Raw genomic sequence first — 17,551 nt, 5'->3', positions numbered from 1 at the left:
TCTAACCGCGATCGATGAAACTGCAATCAAAACGCGGCAGTTACCGTTCGCTGCCGCATGCGGGGTTCATCGCGGTCACGCGCGCGTGAAATCGAAGCTCAGCACATCGGCGATGCGGCCCGTGCCGAGCATCGCCATGAGCAGGCGGTCGACGCCGAGGGCGACGCCGGCGCAGGCCGGGAAACCGCTGCCGAGCGCGGCCAGCAAGGCCTCGTCGCGCGGCGGCGCCGGCACGCCGCGCGCGGCGCGCAGCGCGCGGTCGCGATCGAAACGAGCGCCCTGTTCGGCCGAATCGGCAAGCTCGTGGTAGCCGTTGGCCAGTTCCAGGGGGCCGAGATAAAGCTCGAAGCGTTCGGCCACCGGCCAACCGTCGCCGTCGTCGCGCAAGCGCGCCAAGGCACATTGCGAGGCCGGGTAATCATGCACGGCCAGCAGGCCGTCGGCGGCGAAGGTCGGCTGCAGGCGATGGGTCATCAACAGGTCGAGCCAATCGTCGCGGTTCAAGCCCTCGGGATCGATGACCACCTCGCCGAGCGCTGCGCGCAGGACCTCGTCGCCGGCGGTGAAAGGATCGAGGCCGAGGCGCTGGCGGTACAACTCGCGATAGGTGATCGAGCGCAGACCGGCGTCGCGCCCGACCAGGCCCAGGGCCGTGCGCACCAGGGCTGCGGTTTCGTCGATCAGGCGGCGATGATCCCAGCCGAGCCGATACCACTCGAGCATGCTGAACTCGGGGTTGTGGCGGCCGCCGATCCCAGCGGAGCCGATACCACTCGAGCATGCTGAACTCGGGGTTGTGGCGGCCGCCGGCCTCGCCGTCGCGGAACACCCGGCCGAGTTCGTAGCAATCGCCGAAGCCGGCCGCGAGCAGACGCTTGAGCGGAAACTCCGGCGAAGTGCGCAGCCAGCGCGTGCGCGGCGCACCGTCGGTGCGGCCGCTGAACTGCAACGAGAACGAGGCGATGTTCGGATCGGTGTTGCCGGCGACCGACAACACCGGGGTTTCGACCTCGACGACCTCGCGGTCGGCGAAGAAGGCGCGGATCGTCGCATTGAGCCGCGCGCGCAGGCGCAGCGACTCGAACGAGGCCGACGGTTGCCAGTCTTGATCCGGGCTCATTCGTGCTCGGCCGGCTCGTGCTCGGCCAGGAATGCCAGCAACTTGGCTTCGTCCCAGATCTCGACGCCGAGTTCCTGCGCCTTGTCGAGCTTGGAACCGGCGGCTTCGCCAGCGACGACGAAGTTGGTCTTCTTCGACACGCTGCCGGCCACTTTGGCGCCGAGGGCTTCCAGACGCAGCTTGGCCTCGTCGCGGGTCAGCGCGGTCAGGCTGCCGGTCAACACTGCGGTCTGGCCGTCGAGCGGGCCGCTCGCGGTGGCCGAGGCGGCCGGCGTCAGCGCATCCAGTCGCTCCAGCGCCTCGCCGACGCGGGTCAGCAAGCGCGCGTTCTCGTCCACGTTCAACCACGTCGTCAGCGCCTGCGCACTGTCGGCCGGCAAGCCGGCGGTGATGTAGGCGTGCTCCGGCGCACCGCGCAGCTTCTCGGCGCTGCCGAACGCGGCCGCGAGCTGATCGGCGCGGATGCGCGTGACCTTGGGAATTTCCATGTCGACCAGCAAGGTCGCCAGGTTCAGGCTTTCGCGCAGTTTCGGCGACGGCGCGTGGGTGTCGCCGATCTTGACCTTGCGTTCGAGCAGGGCATCGATGACCTGCTGATTACCGGGCTGATCGAAGAAATGGCCGAGCGAACGCGCGACTTCGCCGCCGACGTCGGGCACGCGCTTGAACAACGGCCACGGCAGATGCCGGATCAATGCCAGATCGCCGAACCACACCGACAAGGCCTTGGCCGTGCTCTCGCCCACGTGCTGGATGCCGAGCGCGAACAAAAAGCGTTCGAGCGTGGTGTTGCGGCTGTGGTCGATCGCTTCGATGAGGTTGTCGGCCCACTTGGTCGCGACCTTGCCGGCCTTTACGGTCTCGGGCGTGGTGCCGTCGCGTTCCTCGGCGCGGCGCTTCATCTGCAGCAGATCGTCGAGTTCGAGTTTGTAGAGGTCGGCGACCGATTGCAGATAGCCCAGGTCGGACAGATCCTCGATGTAGCGATCGCCGAGGCCTTCGATGTCCATCGCCCGGCGCGAGGCGAAATGGCGGATCGCCTCCTTGCGCTGCGCGGCGCAGGTCAGCTCGCCGGAGCAGCGCCACACCACGCCGTCCTCTTCGCGCACGATCTCCGAACCGCACACCGGGCATTCGCCCGGCATCTGCCATTGCGGCGCGTTCGGGTCGCGATATTCCGGCACCACCCGCACGATTTCCGGGATCACGTCGCCGGCGCGGCGCACGATCACCGTGTCGCCTATGCGCACGTCGAGGCGCGCGATCTGGTCGGCGTTGTGCAAGGTCGCGTTGGTCACGACCACACCGGCGACCTGCACCGGCTTGAGGCGCGCGACCGGCGTCGCCGCGCCGGTGCGGCCGATCTGGATGTCGATGCCTTCGAGCACCGTCGATTGTTCCTGCGCCGGGAACTTGTGCGCGATCGCCCACCGCGGCGCGCGCGAGACGAAGCCCATCTCGCGCTGGCCGGCGTAGTCGTCGAGCTTGTAGACCACGCCGTCGATGTCGAACGGCAGCGTGTCGCGCTTGGCGCCCATCTGCCGGTAATAACCGAGCAGGCCGTCGGTGCCGGCGACGACGCCGCTCTCGGTGCTGACCGGGAAGCCCCAGTCGCGCAATTGCTTCAAGGTCGCCGAATGGGTCGGCGGCAGTTCGTAGCCTTCGACCAGACCGACCGCATACGCATAGAACGCCAGCGGCCGCTGCTTGGTGATGCGCGGGTCGAGCTGGCGCAGCGAACCGGCGGCGCCGTTGCGCGGATTGGCCAGGACCTTGCCGCCTTCGCTGAGGGCCTTCTCGTTATAGGCCTTGAAGGCGGCCAGGGGCATGTAGATTTCGCCGCGGACTTCCAGCACCGGCGGCCAGTGCTCGCCGCGCAGGCGCATCGGGATGGCGTTGATCGTGCGCAGGTTCTGGGTGACGTCCTCGCCGGTGGCGCCGTCGCCGCGGGTCGCGCCCTGGACGAAACGGCCGCCCTCGTAGCGCAGGCTGATCGCCAGGCCGTCCAGCTTGGGTTCCACCGAGAAGGCCGGCGCGCTGCGGTCCAGGCGCTCCTCGATGCGGCGGACGAAATCGGCCACTTCCTCGTCGGCGAAGGCATTGCCCAGCGAGAGCATGGGCACCGCGTGACGAACCTCGTCGAAGGCCCCCGAGGGCGCCGTGCCGACACGCTGGGTGGGCGAATCGGGCGTGGCGAGGTCCGGATGCGCGGCTTCGAGCGCTTCCAGCTCGCGCAGCAGACGGTCGTAGTCGGCGTCGGCCAGGGTCGGGTCGTCGAGCACGTAATAACGATAGTTGGCGTCTTCGAGCTGGCGGCGCAGCTCGCTGGCGCGCTTCGCGGCCTGGGCGGCGTCTTTCTTGGATTCGGTCGTCACGGGCGTGGGTCCTGGCGCTGCCGATGCGGCGGGGCGGATGGCATTTTGAACGGGATTCGCGCGATTGTGGACGGTTGGCGTCGCGCAGGGCGCGATGACCGGCGGAATCGGGGTGATTGATGCCGAGAGCAGAAGCAAATCCCCCCTAGTCCCCCTTTTCAAAGGGGGGACTTCTTCGGTGGATTGGGTGCGAGCTGGGGGATTCGATCTTCGGCTGTCGCCGGACTGAGCGCCGAGCACTGCGAGCGATTACGGCAAGGACGCCGCGCCGATCCAGGAGCAGCCTTCGGCACGCGAACTAACAGTGCGGATGCAAGTGCGGATGCGGGCAAGATTTTGCCGTTGCCGTTGCCGTTGCGGCTGATGTTGCTGTGCGCGGCTTCGCACTAGCGAAGGCCCTAGAAGACCCGGAGGGCGGCCCGCATGGATGCGGGCCGTTTTTCATCGGGACAGGGATGTCCCGTATGAAAAATCCCCGCGGAGGCAACGCTCGTGCGGGCCTGTGATTCAAAGAAAAGCATTTTTCTTTGGTTACCTTTCTTTTGTTGCTTATGACAAAAGAAAGTAACCCGCCACTTTAGTGGCGGAAGCTCTTGGCGTTTGATCTTGATCTTGATTCAGAGATACGCAGCAAGACTGTCGCAGCGCGATCGCGGCTCGCGCCGCTCCTACCCTGCGACTGCACGCAGCTTTCGATGAACAACATCGGCGTTGATATTTCTGCGCGTCCCGTGGTCGCGGCTCATGACCGTAGGAAATCCCTGTTGGGACGCCGCTCCTACAGGAAAGCTGAGGTCGAACCCTGCAACACCGCAGCGGCGCGAATAGCGCCGCTATCGGTTCACCAACGCGTCGGCTTGCTCAACGGCGGCGCTTCGCGCTGGCGATCGTAGGCACGCAGTTCGTCGCGCAAATGAGCGATGCGCTGGCGGCCGAGGGCATTGCGCTGCTCGTCCAGCACCACCGCATCCAGCAACTCGGCCATGCGCTGCGCCGTCGGCAGCATGGTCTCCCAGGCGTCGAGCGCCGGGATCGGCGCCGGCAGGGTCAGGAAGAACGCCACCGCCGGGGTCTCCAGCGACTGGATCGTCGCCATGTCGAAACTGCCGGGCTTCATGATGTTGGCGACGCTGAACACCGGACCGCGCTCGGGGTGGCCTTCGACCAAGCGGTGGAACACGCCCATGTGGCCATAGACCAGGCCGGCCTTTTCGGCAGCGACCACGATGTCGGGGCCGTGCAGCTTCTGCCCGGCGCGCGCGGCCAGATACAAGGTCACGATCTTGTCGAACTCTTCGCTGACGCGACGACCGAGATCGCTGTTGGCGGCATTGGCGCCGCCTTCCAGGGTGCGGTCGAACAGTTCCAGCTCGGCCTGGGTGGTGGCCTCGCCCGGCACGGTCGAGGATTCGCCGAGCTCGTTTTCGATCTGCTCGCCCAGCGAGGGCTCCTGGCGGGTACCCGGCTTGCGTTCGCCGGTACGCGGCGCTTCCTCACGGGCGACGCGCTTGCCCTGCCCCGGCTTGCGCGGGCGGCCGAAGAACACGATCGCGCCGATCAGGATCAGACCGGCGATGAGGATGCCGATCCGCAGCAGTGTCACGTCGGACATCGGTTTCTCCTAGTGCGGGAATCGGGAATGGGGAATCGAGAATCGGAGAGCGACGATGGCGGCCTGCGATTCTGCGTTTCCTGTTTCCCGTTCCTAAGATTCAAATCAGACGATGGATGATGGCATGACAGGACGGAGAGATCGGTTGTGAACCATTCCCGATTCTCCATTCCCGGCACCTACCCGGTACGTTCCCGACTCAGGCCGCACCGGCCAGGCGCGTCGCCTCGGCCAGGTCGACCGAGACGAGACGGCTGACGCCGGGCTCGCGCATGGTCACGCCGGAGAGTTGTTGCGCGGCTTCCATCGTCGCCTTGTTGTGGCTCACGAACAGGAACTGTACCTGTTCGCTCATCTCGCTGACCATCGCGGTGAAGCGGCCGACGTTGGCTTCGTCGAGCGGCGCATCGACTTCGTCGAGCAGACAGAACGGCGCCGGGTTCAAACGGAAGATCGCGAACACCAGCGCCACCGCGGTCATCGCCTTCTCGCCGCCGGACAGCAGCGAGATGTTCGACACGCGCTTGCCGGGCGGGCGCGCCATGATCGCCACGCCAGTGTCGAGCAGGTCTTCGCCGGTCAGTTCCAGGTAGGCGTGGCCGCCGCCGAACAGGCGCGGATACAGTTCCTGCACGCCGGAATTGACGCGGTCGAAGGTGTCCTTGAAGCGGCCGCGGGTCTCGCGGTCGATCTTGCGGATCGCATCTTCCAGGGTTTCCAACGCGGTGTTGAGGTCGGTGAACTGGGCGTCGAGGTAGTCCTTGCGCTGCGCCGCCTCGGCGTGTTCGGCGATCGCGGCCAGGTTGACCGGTTCCAGGCGCCGCAGCTTGCCGTCGAGTTCGGCGACCGTGCGCTCCCAGACCTGCGGTTCGGCGTTCTCGTCGAGCGCATTGACCACGTCTTCGAGCACGGCCCCGGCCTCGGCGATGGCCGTGGTCAGGGTTTCGGCCTTGAGCACCAGCGCTTGCTGTTCGAGGCGGCGCTGGCCGATGGCTTCGCGCTGTTGCAGGGCCTGCTCGTCGCGTTGCTGGCGGGTCTGCTCGAACTTGCGCAGGTCGTTGTCGATGCCGTCGAGCGCAGTGCGCGCGGCGGTCAGGTCGTGTTCGGCGACGACGCGCTGTTCCAGCGCGACCTGGCGCTGTTGCTCCAGCGCCACCACCGGCTGGTCGCCGTCGGCGAGCTGCGCCGACAGTTCGCCCAGGCGCGAATCGAGCTGGCCGCGCTGGCCACCCATGCGCTCCAGCGCCTGGCTCAGGCCGGCGATCTGGGCGCGCTGGGTTTCCAGGGTCAGGCTTAATGCATGCGCGGCGTCGCGCGATTCGCGCGCGGCGTTGCGGGCGGCGTCGCGCGCTTCGAACAAGCGGCGGCGTTCGGATTCGAGCTCCAGGCGCGTGTCTTCCAGCTCGCCCATGCGCTCGATCGCCGTTTCCTGGCGGGTGCGCGCTTCGCGCGCCTGCTCGCCGCCGGCGTCGATCAGGATCAGCAGTTGTTCGAGTTCGGCATCGATCTTCTCGATGCGGTTGCGCGCCGAATCCAGGCGGCCCTGATGGCTCTGCAACTGGCCGGCGAGTTCGGACACGCCGCGGTGGGCCATGTACAGGGCGCGCTGGGCGTCCTCGCGCTGTTGCTCGGACGCCAGCAGGCGGTCGCGCAACTGAATCTGGATCTGTTCGAGTTCGCGCTCGCGGCTCTGCAAGGTCTCGATCTCGGCGCGCAGGCTCTGGATCTCGCGCTCGCGCAGCAGCGCGCCCTGCTTGGCCGCGCCGGAGCGCAGCACCCGCACCCAGCCGGCGCCGAGGCGCTCGCCGTTGCGGGTGATGACGGTTTCTTCCGCGCCCAGCGACGGCTGCAGCGCGCGCGCCGCGGCCAGGTCGTCGGCGCCGTGCAGGCGCGACAGCAGGCGGCGGATCGCCGCCGGGCCCTGCACCTTCGAGGCCAGCGAGGTCGGCGCGTAAACGCTGTCGTCGCGCGCGGGCGAGACCAGGGTCAGGCGGCCTTCGCCGAGTTCGCCGATCGCATCGACCAGCGCTTCCGGCGATTCGACCAGCACGCCCTCGATCAATTGGCCGAGCGCGCTTTCGACCGCGTTTTCCCAGCCCGCCTCGACGGTCAGGGTTTCGCCGACGCGTTGCGCCGAATCCAGCCCGCGCGCCTGCAGCCAGGTCAGCGCGGCGCCCTGCTCCAGGCCGAGCGCGGCCTGCTGCAGGGTTTCCAGCGAGGACAGACGGCCGCGCGAGGTCTGCGCCTGCTTGCGCACCTCGGCCAGTTGGTTCTGGGTCGAACGTTGTTGCTCCTGCAGGTCCGAGACCGTGCCCTTACGGGTCTCCAACTCGTCGGTCAGGCTTTCCAGCGATTCCTTCTGCAGGTCGTGCTGGCTCTGCAATTGCTCGAAAGCCTCGGCGAGCGCGGCGACGTCCAGGCCGGTGCGTTCTGCAGTCATCGCCTCGCGGCGGCGATCGGCTTCCAGGGTCTGGCGGTCCAGGCCTTCCAGGCGAGTGCGCTCGACGTCGGCGGCGCGCGCGGCTTCGGATTGTTCGCGGCTGTGCGCGTCCCAACGCTGCTGCCAGTCGTTGAGCTTGGTTTCGGCATCGCGCAGCGCGTCCTGACGCGCCTCGTCGTCCTCGCGCATCGCCTCGATGCGCGGCTCGGCATCGGCGACCGCCGCCAGCAGCACGTCCAGGCGCGATTGATCGCTGCCGATGTGCTCGCCGATCTCGGCCAGGGCGGCCATCGCTTCGTCGCGCGCCTTGTGCAGGCGTCCGGACATTTCGCGCTGATGCTGGATCTGTTGTTCGACCCGGGCCAGCACGCCGCCGACCTCGTAGCTCGCGGCCTGCGCCTTGTTGAGCGCTTCGGCGGCTTCTTCGCGGCGCACGCGCCCGGTCTCGAGCTCGCGCTCGGCCTCGCGCTGCTCGGCGATCAATTGCTGCAATCGGGTTTCCTGCTGCGACAAGCGCTCGCGCTGGCTCTGCAGTTTCTGGTCCAGGGCGCGGTATTCCAGCGCCTTCCACTCCACGTCCTTGACCTTGCGCTCGGCCTGGATCGCCTGGTACTGCTCGGCCTGGCGGGCCTGGCGGCGCAGGTGTTCGAGCTGCTTGCCGACTTCCTCGCGCAGATCGTTGAGGCGGTCGAGGTTCTCGCGGGTGTGGCGGATACGGGTTTCGGTTTCCTTGCGCCGTTCCTTGTACTTGGAAATGCCGGCGGCTTCTTCGAGATAAACGCGCAGGTCCTCGGGCTTGGCCTCGATGATCTGGCTGATCATGCCCTGCTCGATGATCGAGTAGCTGCGCGGCCCCAGGCCAGTGCCGAGGAACAGGTCGGTGATGTCGCGACGGCGGCATTTGCCGCCGTTGAGGTAGTACTGGCTGGTGCCGTCGCGGCTGACCGTGCGCTTGACCGAGATCTCGTTGAACGCGGCGAATTCGCCGGTGATGGTGTGGTCGGAGTTGTCGAAGATCAGCTCGACCATGGCCTGCGAGACCGGCTTGCGCGCCGAAGAGCCGGCGAAGATCACGTCGGTCAGCGAGTCGCCGCGCAGGCGGCTGGCCGAGCTTTCGCCCATGACCCAACGCACCGCGTCGATGATGTTCGACTTGCCGCAGCCGTTGGGCCCCACCACACCGGTCATGTTGGTGGGCAGATGCAGCGTGGTCGGATCGACGAAGGACTTGAAACCGGACAGCTTGATCGTGGACAGACGCATGCGCGGGTGTGGTCCCTGGCGCGCCGGGCGGCGCCGCCGTGAAAACGTGAAAATGGATGAGACAACATACCCAAGTTATTGAATCACTTGGAAGAGATACCGCTTTGGACGGCGCTCCCTCGCGAGTATAGCGGGCCAGCGCGAGGCTCGCCGCGAACGGCTTCAGCGCTGCCTCAGGCGGCCGTGGCGCCGACCTGCCGGCGGCCTGTGCCGAACCGCGCCGATTTGCCCGCCGCCGCGCCGGACGGGCTCCGTCCCGCCACGCGTTCATGGTAAACATGGCCGATTCGGCGAATCGACCGCATTCGCCCGCCGCCATGACAGGGAGTGACACGGCATCGCATGAGCTCTCGCAGCAGCCGTCCGAGCGACCCCAATCCGGCCCGCAAGGCCGGCGAACACCTGACCATGGCCGATCTGGCCGAGCTGGCGGGCGTTTCCGCGATCACCGTCTCGCGCGCCCTGCGCGACAGTCCCCTGGTCAATCCCGAGACCCGGGCCAAGATCAAGGAATTGGCCGAGCAACAGGGCTATCAGTTCAACATCAGCGCGCGCAATCTGCGCCTGCGCCGCAGCATGACCGTGGCGGTAGTGGTCGAGATGAAGCCGACCGTCGAGCGGCAGATGTCCGGGCCCTACCCGCTGGACTTGCTCGGCGGCATCAGCCAGGAGCTGACCTCGGCCGGCTACAGCGTGTTGTTGACCTCACTGCAGGGCGGCGCCCTGCCGAGCGTGCAGGCCGCCGACGGGGTGATCCTGCTCGGCCAGGGCGCGCACGAAGACGCCATGCACGAGGTGCAGCGCTGGGGCCGGCCGATGGTGGTCTGGGGCGCGGTCAGCCGCCACGAGACCCAGGTCGTGGTCGGCAGCGACAACCACCGCGGCGGCAAGCTCGCCGCCGAGCGCTTCCTGGCCCTGGGCCGGCGCCGGCCGGTATTCCTCGGCGACAGCGCCCACGGCGAATTCGCCGAGCGCCTGGACGGTTTCGTCGAGGCTCTGGCCGAGCACGGCATCGTGCCGCTGACCCCGAACGTGGCCAACTTCACCGTCAGCGCCGGCGCCCAGGCGGTGCACCAATTGCTCGACGAGCACCCGCAGTTCGACGCCCTGTTCGCGGCCAGCGACCTGCTGGCGATCGGCGCGATCCGCGCCCTGATCGAGCGCGGCCGGCGGGTGCCGGAGGACGTCTCGGTGATCGGCTACGACGACACCCCGCTCGGCGCGACCTATCTGCCGCCGCTGACCTCGATCCACCAGAACTTCGTCGACGCCGGCGTGTCGCTGGCGCGCAAGATCCTGGCGATGATCGAAGGCCGCCCTGCGCAGTCGGAAATCCTGCCGACCCACCTGGTGGCGCGCGTCACCTGAGCGTTTCGGCCCGATGCGCAGCGCGATGCTGCATCGCAACGCGAACTTCATCGTAAGGGGTCGAAGCCGGGCGGATTTTCCCGCACCGCAACAATCGCTTAAATCGCTGATTCACATCGTTTAAGCCTTGCCAGGAACGCGACTACCGGCCTTGGAAAACAAGCACTGAGGCACACTATTGAAGTCGATTGTTATCGATAACTTGACATCGATAACAACGCCTCTCTACGGTCCGCGGCAACGACGCACTCAGGTCCCGCCGCGTGATCCAGCCCCAAGCCGCACCGCACCTCCCCCCTGCTTCCTCCGAGGCCGATGCCTGGCGCCTGCGCCAGGACCGCTTCGACCCGTCCCGGCGCCGCCGCGACGAAACCCTGTTCGCCCTCGCCAACGGCTCGCTCGGCGTGCGCGGCGGCTTCGAGGAAGCCGACGGCGGCAGTGACGGCAGCTTCCTGGCCTCGGTCTACGAAAAGCACCCGATCCACTACCACGAACGATTCCCGGGCTTCGCCCGCAGCACCGACACCCGCCTGCCGGTTGCCGACGGCCAGCGCATCGCGGTCTGGCTGGGCGACCAACGCCTGGATATCGATGCCGCGCAGTGGCTGGGGTTCGAACGCGAACTCGACCTGCGCAGCGGCCGCCTCAGCCGTCGCCTGCATCTGCGCACCGCCCAGGGCCAGACCCTGCAGATCCACGCCGAACGCGTGCTGCCCTTCGACGCCGCGATATCCGGCGTCGACCTGCTGGCGATCCGTTACCGGGTCGAATCGATCGATTACAGCGGCCCGCTGAGCCTGGCCTCGGCGATCGAATGCGGCCACCAGGCCGCCGAACAGGGCGACGACCCGCGCATCGGCGTGGCGGTGTCGGAAGGCTTGCGCCTGTTGTCGGCGCAGGCCGACGAGCACGGTGCCCACGTCCTGCAATCGACCCGCCACAGCAACGTGCGCGTGGCCTGCGCCCAGGCGCACGGCCGCAGCGACGGCCTGCGTTTCGGCAACGCCGAACGCGCCGACGAACACGTGCTGCAACGCTACGACGGCGCGCTGCAGCCCGGCGCTTCGCTGACCCTGGAAAAATTCGTCGCCTACGCCAGCGGCAGCGAAGACAGCGAATTGGCCGAACGCGCGACGCAGGCGGTCGCACGCGCCGTCGCCACCGGGTTCGATGCCCTCGCCACGCAACAGGCCGCTGCCCTGGCCGAATTCTGGGACGGCGCCGAACTATTCATCGATGGCGATGCGTCCGCCGAACAGGCGCTGCGCTTCAACCTGTTCCACCTGCTGCAATCGGCCGGCCGCGACGGCGTCAACGGCACCGCCGCCAAGGGTCTCACCGGCGAAGGCTACGAAGGCCATTATTTCTGGGACACCGAAGCCTTCATGTTGCCGGTGATGGTGTACACCGCACCGGAGGTGGCCCGCGCCATGCTGCATGCGCGTTACCTCGCGCTGGAGCCGGCGCGCCGGCACGCACGCGAGATGAACCATCCGCGCGGCGCGCTGTTCCCGTGGCGCACGATCACCGGCGGCGAATGCTCGGCGCACTATCCATCGGGTTCGGCGGCGTATCACATCAACGCCGCGGTCGCCTACGCGATCGGCTTGTATGTCGACGCTACCGGCGATGTCGATTTCCTACTCGAAAGCGGCGCCGAGATCCTGTTCGAGACCGCGCGCATCTGGCCGCAGATCGGCCATTTCAACCCGCGCCGCGGCGGCGCGTTCTGCATCCACGAAGTCACCGGCCCGGACGAATACACCGCCCTGGTCGACAACAACTTCTACACCAACCGCATGGCCCAGCAGCACCTGCTGCGCGCGGTGCAGGTGTGGCAGCAGTTGCACCGCGAGCGCCCGCAACAAGTCGCGGAGCTGGCGGCGCGGCTGGGCCTGGACGCGCACGAAGTCGAGAGCTGGCGCCGCGCCGGCGAGGCCATGTACCTGCACTACGACGAAGCCCTGGGCATCTACGCCCAGGACGACACCTTCCTCGACAAGCCGCGCTGGCCGTTCCCGAAGCATGAGGGCGAGCATCGCCCCTTGTTGCTCGACTTCCATCCGCTCACCCTCTATCGCCATCAGGTCTGCAAGCAGGCCGACGTGATCATGGCCCTGGTGCTGGCCGGCGACGGCATTCCCGCCGAGGTCAAGCGCCGCAGCTTCGATTACTACGAAGCGGTGACCACCCACGACTCGACCCTGTCGGCCTCGGTGTTCGGCATCCTCGCCAGCGAAGTCGGCCATGCCGGACAAGCGGCGAAGTATTTCGCCGAAAACCTGCGCGTCGATCTCGACGACCTGCACGGCAATACCGACCACGGCGTGCACATGGCGGCCTTGGCCGGCACCTGGCTCGGCCTGGTCTCCGGCTTCGCCGGCCTGCGCGCGGTCGACGGTGCGCTGCATTTCGCCCCGACCCTGCCGGCCGGCTGGAACGGCTACGGCTTCGGCTTGCGCTGGCAAGGCCGGCGCCTGCGCCTGCGGGTGAGCCGCGACGGCGTCGAATACCGCTTGCTCGAAGGCGCGCCGCTGACGATCGAACACGAAGGCCGCGGCATCGAACTGAATCTCGGTGCGAGCCTGCGGGCGCCGCTGGCGGCCCCCGGCGGCCCCGCCCCGCTCGCCTTTCCGCGTCCGGCCCGCGCCCTGATCTTCGACCTCGACGGCGTGCTCACCGACACCGCCCAGACCCATTACCGCGCCTGGAAGCGCATGGCCGACGAGGAAGGGTTGCCGTTCGACGAGCAGGTCAACGAACTACTCAAGGGCGTCGACCGCATGGCCTCGCTCGACATCATCCTGCGCCATGCCGGGCGCGTGCTCGGCCGCGACGAAAAGCTCGCCCTGGCCGAACGCAAGAACGCCTACTACGTCGAAGCGATCCGGGAGGTCGCGCCGAAGGATCTGTTCGCCGGCGTCGAGCGCCTGCTCGAACAGGCACGCGCACGCGGCCTCAAGCTCGGCCTGGCCTCGGCCAGCCGCAACGCCGGCGCGCTGCTGGAACGGCTCGGCATCGCCGACCGCTTCGACTGCATCGCCGACTCGGCGCGCATCGCCCGCGCCAAGCCCGACCCGGAAATCTTCCTGACTGTCGCCGCCGCGCTCGGCGTGCCGCCGTCGCAGTGCATCGGCCTGGAAGACGCCGCCGCCGGCGTGGTCGCCATCAAGTCGGCCGGGATGGCCGCGGTCGGCATCGGCGATGCCCTCGCTCTGGCGCGCGCCGATGCCTGCCTGCCGGATATCGCCTCCTTCGACCTGGACGCTTTCGTTTTGCCCTGACCGCGCGCGGCAAGTACTGCCGCGGCGGGGATACCACCACCGATCGATCCGTTTGCATAACCAATACAAGATGAGTGGGGAGAACACGATGCAGCACACGTCTACCAAGCAACGCCAACTGATGCGTTTCGCACTGTCCGCGGCGATCGCCGCCGCGTTGGCGCCGGGCTACGCCCTGGCCCAGGAGGCCGCCGCAGCGGCACCGGCACCGGCACCGGCGCCGCAGGCCGAAAGCGGCAGCGAATCGGCGACCACCCTCGACGCGGTCATCGTCAGCGGCACCGCGCGCTTCAAGGGCATCCGCAAGCGCGACGCCAGCTTCTCGATCACCACCGCTTCGCTCGAACAAATCCAGGAAGCGGTGCCGCTGAGCACCGCCGACGCGCTCAAGGTCGTGCCGGGCATCTGGGCCGAATCGGCCGGCGGCAGCACCGGCGCCAACATCTTCGTGCGCGGCATGCCCTCGGAAGGCGACGCCCCCTTCGTGACCGTGCAGATGGACGGCGCGCCGCTGTACCCGCCGCCGACCCTGTCCTTCCTCGAGAACTCGACCCTGTTCCGCATGGACGACACCATCGAGCGCATGGAAGTGTTGCGCGGCGGCCCGAGCCCGATCTTCTCCAACGGCCAGCCCGGCGCGACGGTCAACTTCATCCAGAAGAAGGGCGGCGAAGAGCCGGCCGGCAGCGTCCGCGTCGGCCTGGGCAGCGACAACCTGCGCCGCGTCGACCTGTTCAACAGCGGCAAGCTCGGCGAAGGCTGGTACTACAGCGTCGGCGGCTTCTACCGCACCACCGACGGCGTGCGCGACACCCAGTTCCCGGCCGACAAGGGCGGCCAGCTCAGCGCCACCCTGACCCACAGCTGGGACAGCGGCGAAGTGACGGTCTACGCACGCCACACCAACGACAAGAACGCTTTCTTCACTCCGATCCCGCTGCTTTCGCGCAACAACGGCAGCAGCCTGTCGAGCTTCCCGGGCCTGGACGCACAGACCGGCACCCTGCTCGGCAACGACTTCCGTCATGTGACCCTGCCGACCGGTCCGAACGGCCAGACCATCACCCGCGACCTCGCCGAAGGCCGCGGCATCAATCTCGACGTGTTCGGCGCGTCGATGGACTTCTACGTCGGCGACTGGACCATCAGCGACCGGGTCAACTACGTCAGCGGCAGCGCGCCGACCAACGGCCTGTTCACCGGCGCCAGCCCCAAGACCATGGCCGACTTCATCGCCGGCTACGGCAGCGCCGGCACCGCCACCTACGTCAACGGCGGCGGCGCAGTCGACCCGAACCAGCAGGTGCTGACGGCCGGTTTCTGGGTGGTCGACAAGGAGCTGGAATCGTTCACCAACGACCTGCGCTTCAGCCGCGACCTGTTCGAAGGCAACACCCTCACCGCCGGCGTCTACTACGCGCGTTACTCGTCCAAGGACACCTGGTACCTCGGCAACAACATGCTGCTGACCGCGCAGAACAACGCGCGCCGGATCGATCTGAGCCTCGCCGACGGCCGCCAGGTCACCCGCGACGGTTTCACCGGCACTTCGTTCTTCTCGCTGCGCGGCGATTACGACGGCCAGAACACCGCGGTGTTCCTCGCCGACGAGTGGCAGATCAACGACCGCCTGCGCCTGGACGGCGGCATCCGCTACGAGCGGCAGCAGGTCGACGGCACCGTGCACGACGTCGCCTCGGTCGATCTGGACGGCAATCCGAACACGCTCTACGACAATGCCACCTCGGTGTCGCTGCCGACTTCCCGCCGCATCGACCAGGACGACAAGCATTTCTCCTGGACCCTCGGCCTGAACTACAAGCTCAACGACAGCGCCAGCCTGTTCGCGCGCGCCAACTCCGGCTACAAGCTGCCGGCGTTCGACAACCTGCGCGACGGCAACACCAAGACCCAGGAAATCGACCAGTACGAACTCGGCTTCAAGGCCGGCAACTCGGTCTACGATCTGTACTTGACCGGGTTCTACAACAGCTTCACCAACTCGCCGTTCCAGGCCTTCCTCGACGACGGCACCAACTTCACCACCGCGGGCGATTCGGAAGCCTACGGCGTGGAAGTGGAAGCGGCGGTGCGCCCGGTCGGCGGGCTCGAACTGGCCCTGACCGGCATCTGGCTGGACGCCAAGTACGAGAACTACCGCGAGTTCACCGGCAACCAGGTGATGCGCCAGCCGAAGCAGCAGTTCCGCTTCACCCCGAGCTATTTCTGGAACCTGCCGTTCGGCGACCTGAAGGTGTTCGCGACCTACTCGCGCATCGGCGACCGCTACGCCGACCTGGCCAACACCCAGAAGCTGCCCTCGTACCACACGCTCGACGTCGGCGCGAACATGCACGTCGGCGAGAATTGGGAGTTCGCGCTCACCGGCAGCAACGTCACCAACGAACTCGGCCTGACCGAAGGCAACGTGCGCGTGCCCGGCGCGGCCACCGGCGGCGTGTTCATGGGCCGCCCGATCGCAGGCCGCTCCTACCTGTTCTCGGCCACGTACCGCTGGTGATCCAGACTCCGCGTCGCCGCACGGCGGCGGCGCGGAGTTCCACGGGGCGGCCCGATGTCGCCTGCACGGTCTCCTCTTACCTCACCGTTCGCGCCGGCCTTGCCGGAAACTGTCGCCCTCCCCCTCTCTCCGGCGTGCGCACTTGGCAAACCGTCGCGAACGGTCTTTTATCTCCTGGTCCGGCATCGCGCCGGACCGCTTACCGGAGCCACGCCCGCATGAACCGAGGCCGCATGATCCTGGCGATGATCCTCACCTACATGGTGTTCGGGATCCTGCTCAACAGCGTCGGCACGGTGATCCTGCAGTCGATCCAGGGCTTCGGCGTCAGCAAGAGCGACGCCAGCATCCTGGAGGCCTTCAAGGACCTGCCGATCGCCATCGTCTCGTTCCTGACCGCCTCGCTGATGCCGCGCCTGGGCTATCGCCGCGCGATGATGCTGGGCCTGGGCTTCGTCGGCGCGGCCTGTCTGCTGATGCCGCTGTTGGCGTCGTTCTGGATGACCAAGCTGCTGTTCGTCGCCACCGGCGTGTCCTTCGCCCTGGTCAAGGTTTCGGTGTATTCCTCGATCGGCCTGCTCACCGAGGACAAGCAGGCGCACGCCAGCCTGACCAGCACCATCGAGGGCTGGTTCATGGTCGGCGTGCTCGCCGGTTACTGGATCTTCGCCTGGTTCATCGATCCGCAATCGCCCGGCGACCCGGTCTGGCTGCGCGTGTATTGGCTGCTCGCGGCGATCGCCGCGGCGATCCTGGTCCTGCTCGCGACCTCGCGCATGGACGAACGCGCCGCCAGCGACGGCCACGCGGTCGGCGATTCGTTTCTCGACATGTTCCGCCTGGTCGCCCAGCCGCTGGTCGCGGTGTTCCTGGTCTCGGCCTTCCTGTACGTCCTGATCGAACAAAGCGTCGGCACCTGGCTGCCGACCTTCAATCGCGAAATCCTGCACCTGCCGACCACGATGAGCGTGCAGGCGGCGAGCATCTTCGCGGTGTCGCTGGCGCTCGGCCGGCTCGCTGCCGGCGTGGCCCTGCGCCGCGTACCCTGGCATTGGCTGCTGATGGTCTGCGTGCTGGCGATGGCGGCCCTGGTGCTGCTGGCGCTGCCGCTGGCGCGCAACCTGCAGCCCGACCCGGCGATGAGCTGGGCGCACGCGCCGCTGGCGGCTTACGTGTTCCCGCTGATCGGGCTGTTCATGGCGCCGATCTATCCGGCGATCAATTCGGTGGTGCTGAGCTCGCTACCGAAGTCGCGGCACGCGGCGATGACCGGCCTGATCGTGGTGTTCTCGGCGCTCGGCGGCACCACCGGTTCGTTCATCACCGGCCAGTTGTTCGCCCGCATCGGCGGCGGCACCGCGTTCTATCTGTCCTTGCTGCCGATGGCGATGCTGTTGCTCGCGATCGCCTTGCTCAAGCGCCAGTCGGGCCTGGCCGAACGCGCAGCCATGGCGCCCTCCTGATTGACCTGCCATTCGCCGCCGATCGGCGGCGTTCTCATTCTCGCGAGGCTCGGCTATGCTCGGCCTCGTGGCTATGGGCGTCCTTCCTTCTACTCTGAAACTAGG

6 protein-coding genes and 3 pseudogenes are annotated in these 17,551 nt (G+C 67.6%); 4 read left to right on the top strand and 5 right to left on the bottom strand.

All coding sequences use genetic code 11. The features are described from left to right. Positions 1–75: 75 nt before the first annotated feature. The 5 genes and pseudogenes from EX88_RS23490 to smc all read right to left on the bottom strand — a co-directional run bounded on the left by EX88_RS23490 (position 76) and on the right by smc (position 8,810). Positions 76–1,120: pseudogene (locus tag EX88_RS23490) on the bottom strand (EF-P lysine aminoacylase GenX). Then, positions 1,117–1,467: pseudogene (locus tag EX88_RS27455) on the bottom strand (BRCT domain-containing protein); the annotation flags it as partial. The pseudogenes EX88_RS27455 and EX88_RS23490, both read right to left, overlap by 4 nt. A gap of 80 nt (positions 1,468–1,547) precedes the next feature. Further along, a pseudogene (ligA, locus tag EX88_RS0104440) lies at positions 1,548–3,495 on the bottom strand (NAD-dependent DNA ligase LigA); the annotation flags it as partial. 841 nt (positions 3,496–4,336) lie between these two features. Further along, the gene (gene zipA / locus EX88_RS0104435; RefSeq protein ID WP_031370792.1) at positions 4,337–5,107 is read right to left on the bottom strand and encodes a cell division protein ZipA; all 771 of its coding nucleotides are present in this window, start codon (positions 5,105–5,107) and stop codon (positions 4,337–4,339) included. A gap of 199 nt (positions 5,108–5,306) precedes the next feature. Next, on the bottom strand, positions 5,307–8,810 hold the full coding sequence (gene smc, locus EX88_RS0104430) for a chromosome segregation protein SMC (RefSeq protein WP_031370791.1): 3,504 nt from the start codon (positions 8,808–8,810) through the stop codon (positions 5,307–5,309). A 342-nt stretch (positions 8,811–9,152) separates the two neighbouring features. Here smc and EX88_RS0104425 point away from each other — a divergent pair, with 342 nt between their 5' ends. From EX88_RS0104425 to EX88_RS0104410, 4 genes are all read left to right on the top strand, one after another. After that, positions 9,153–10,178: a LacI family DNA-binding transcriptional regulator gene (locus tag EX88_RS0104425; protein ID WP_036148018.1), complete on the top strand. Its 1,026-nt coding sequence runs from the start codon at positions 9,153–9,155 to the stop codon at positions 10,176–10,178. Positions 10,179–10,441: 263 nt separating this feature from the next. Continuing rightward, positions 10,442–13,462: a beta-phosphoglucomutase gene (gene pgmB, locus EX88_RS0104420; RefSeq protein ID WP_036148016.1), complete on the top strand. Its 3,021-nt coding sequence runs from the start codon at positions 10,442–10,444 to the stop codon at positions 13,460–13,462. Positions 13,463–13,583: 121 nt separating this feature from the next. Next, positions 13,584–15,983: a TonB-dependent receptor gene (locus EX88_RS0104415; protein WP_031370788.1), complete on the top strand. Its 2,400-nt coding sequence runs from the start codon at positions 13,584–13,586 to the stop codon at positions 15,981–15,983. Between the two features lie 218 nt (positions 15,984–16,201). Further along, the gene (locus tag EX88_RS0104410) at positions 16,202–17,446 is read left to right on the top strand and encodes an MFS transporter (protein WP_031370787.1); all 1,245 of its coding nucleotides are present in this window, start codon (positions 16,202–16,204) and stop codon (positions 17,444–17,446) included. The last annotated feature ends 105 nt before the right edge of the window (positions 17,447–17,551 follow it).

The sequence above is a fragment of the Lysobacter antibioticus genome (assembly GCF_000731095.1).
Lineage (GTDB): Bacteria > Pseudomonadota > Gammaproteobacteria > Xanthomonadales > Xanthomonadaceae > Lysobacter > Lysobacter antibioticus_B.
This window is presented reverse-complemented; position numbering and strand designations above follow the sequence as displayed.

Bases quoted from the DNA above. Each gene is read 5' to 3' on its own strand.
- zipA (WP_031370792.1), bottom strand. From the start codon at position 5,107: ATGTCCGACGTGACACTGCTGCGGATCGGCATCCTCATCGCCGGTCTG.
- smc (WP_031370791.1), bottom strand. From the start codon at position 8,810: ATGCGTCTGTCCACGATCAAGCTGTCCGGTTTCAAGTCCTTCGTCGAT.
- EX88_RS0104425 (WP_036148018.1), top strand. From the start codon at position 9,153: ATGAGCTCTCGCAGCAGCCGTCCGAGCGACCCCAATCCGGCCCGCAAG.
- EX88_RS0104415 (WP_031370788.1), top strand. From the start codon at position 13,584: ATGCGTTTCGCACTGTCCGCGGCGATCGCCGCCGCGTTGGCGCCGGGC.
- EX88_RS0104410 (WP_031370787.1), top strand. From the start codon at position 16,202: ATGAACCGAGGCCGCATGATCCTGGCGATGATCCTCACCTACATGGTG.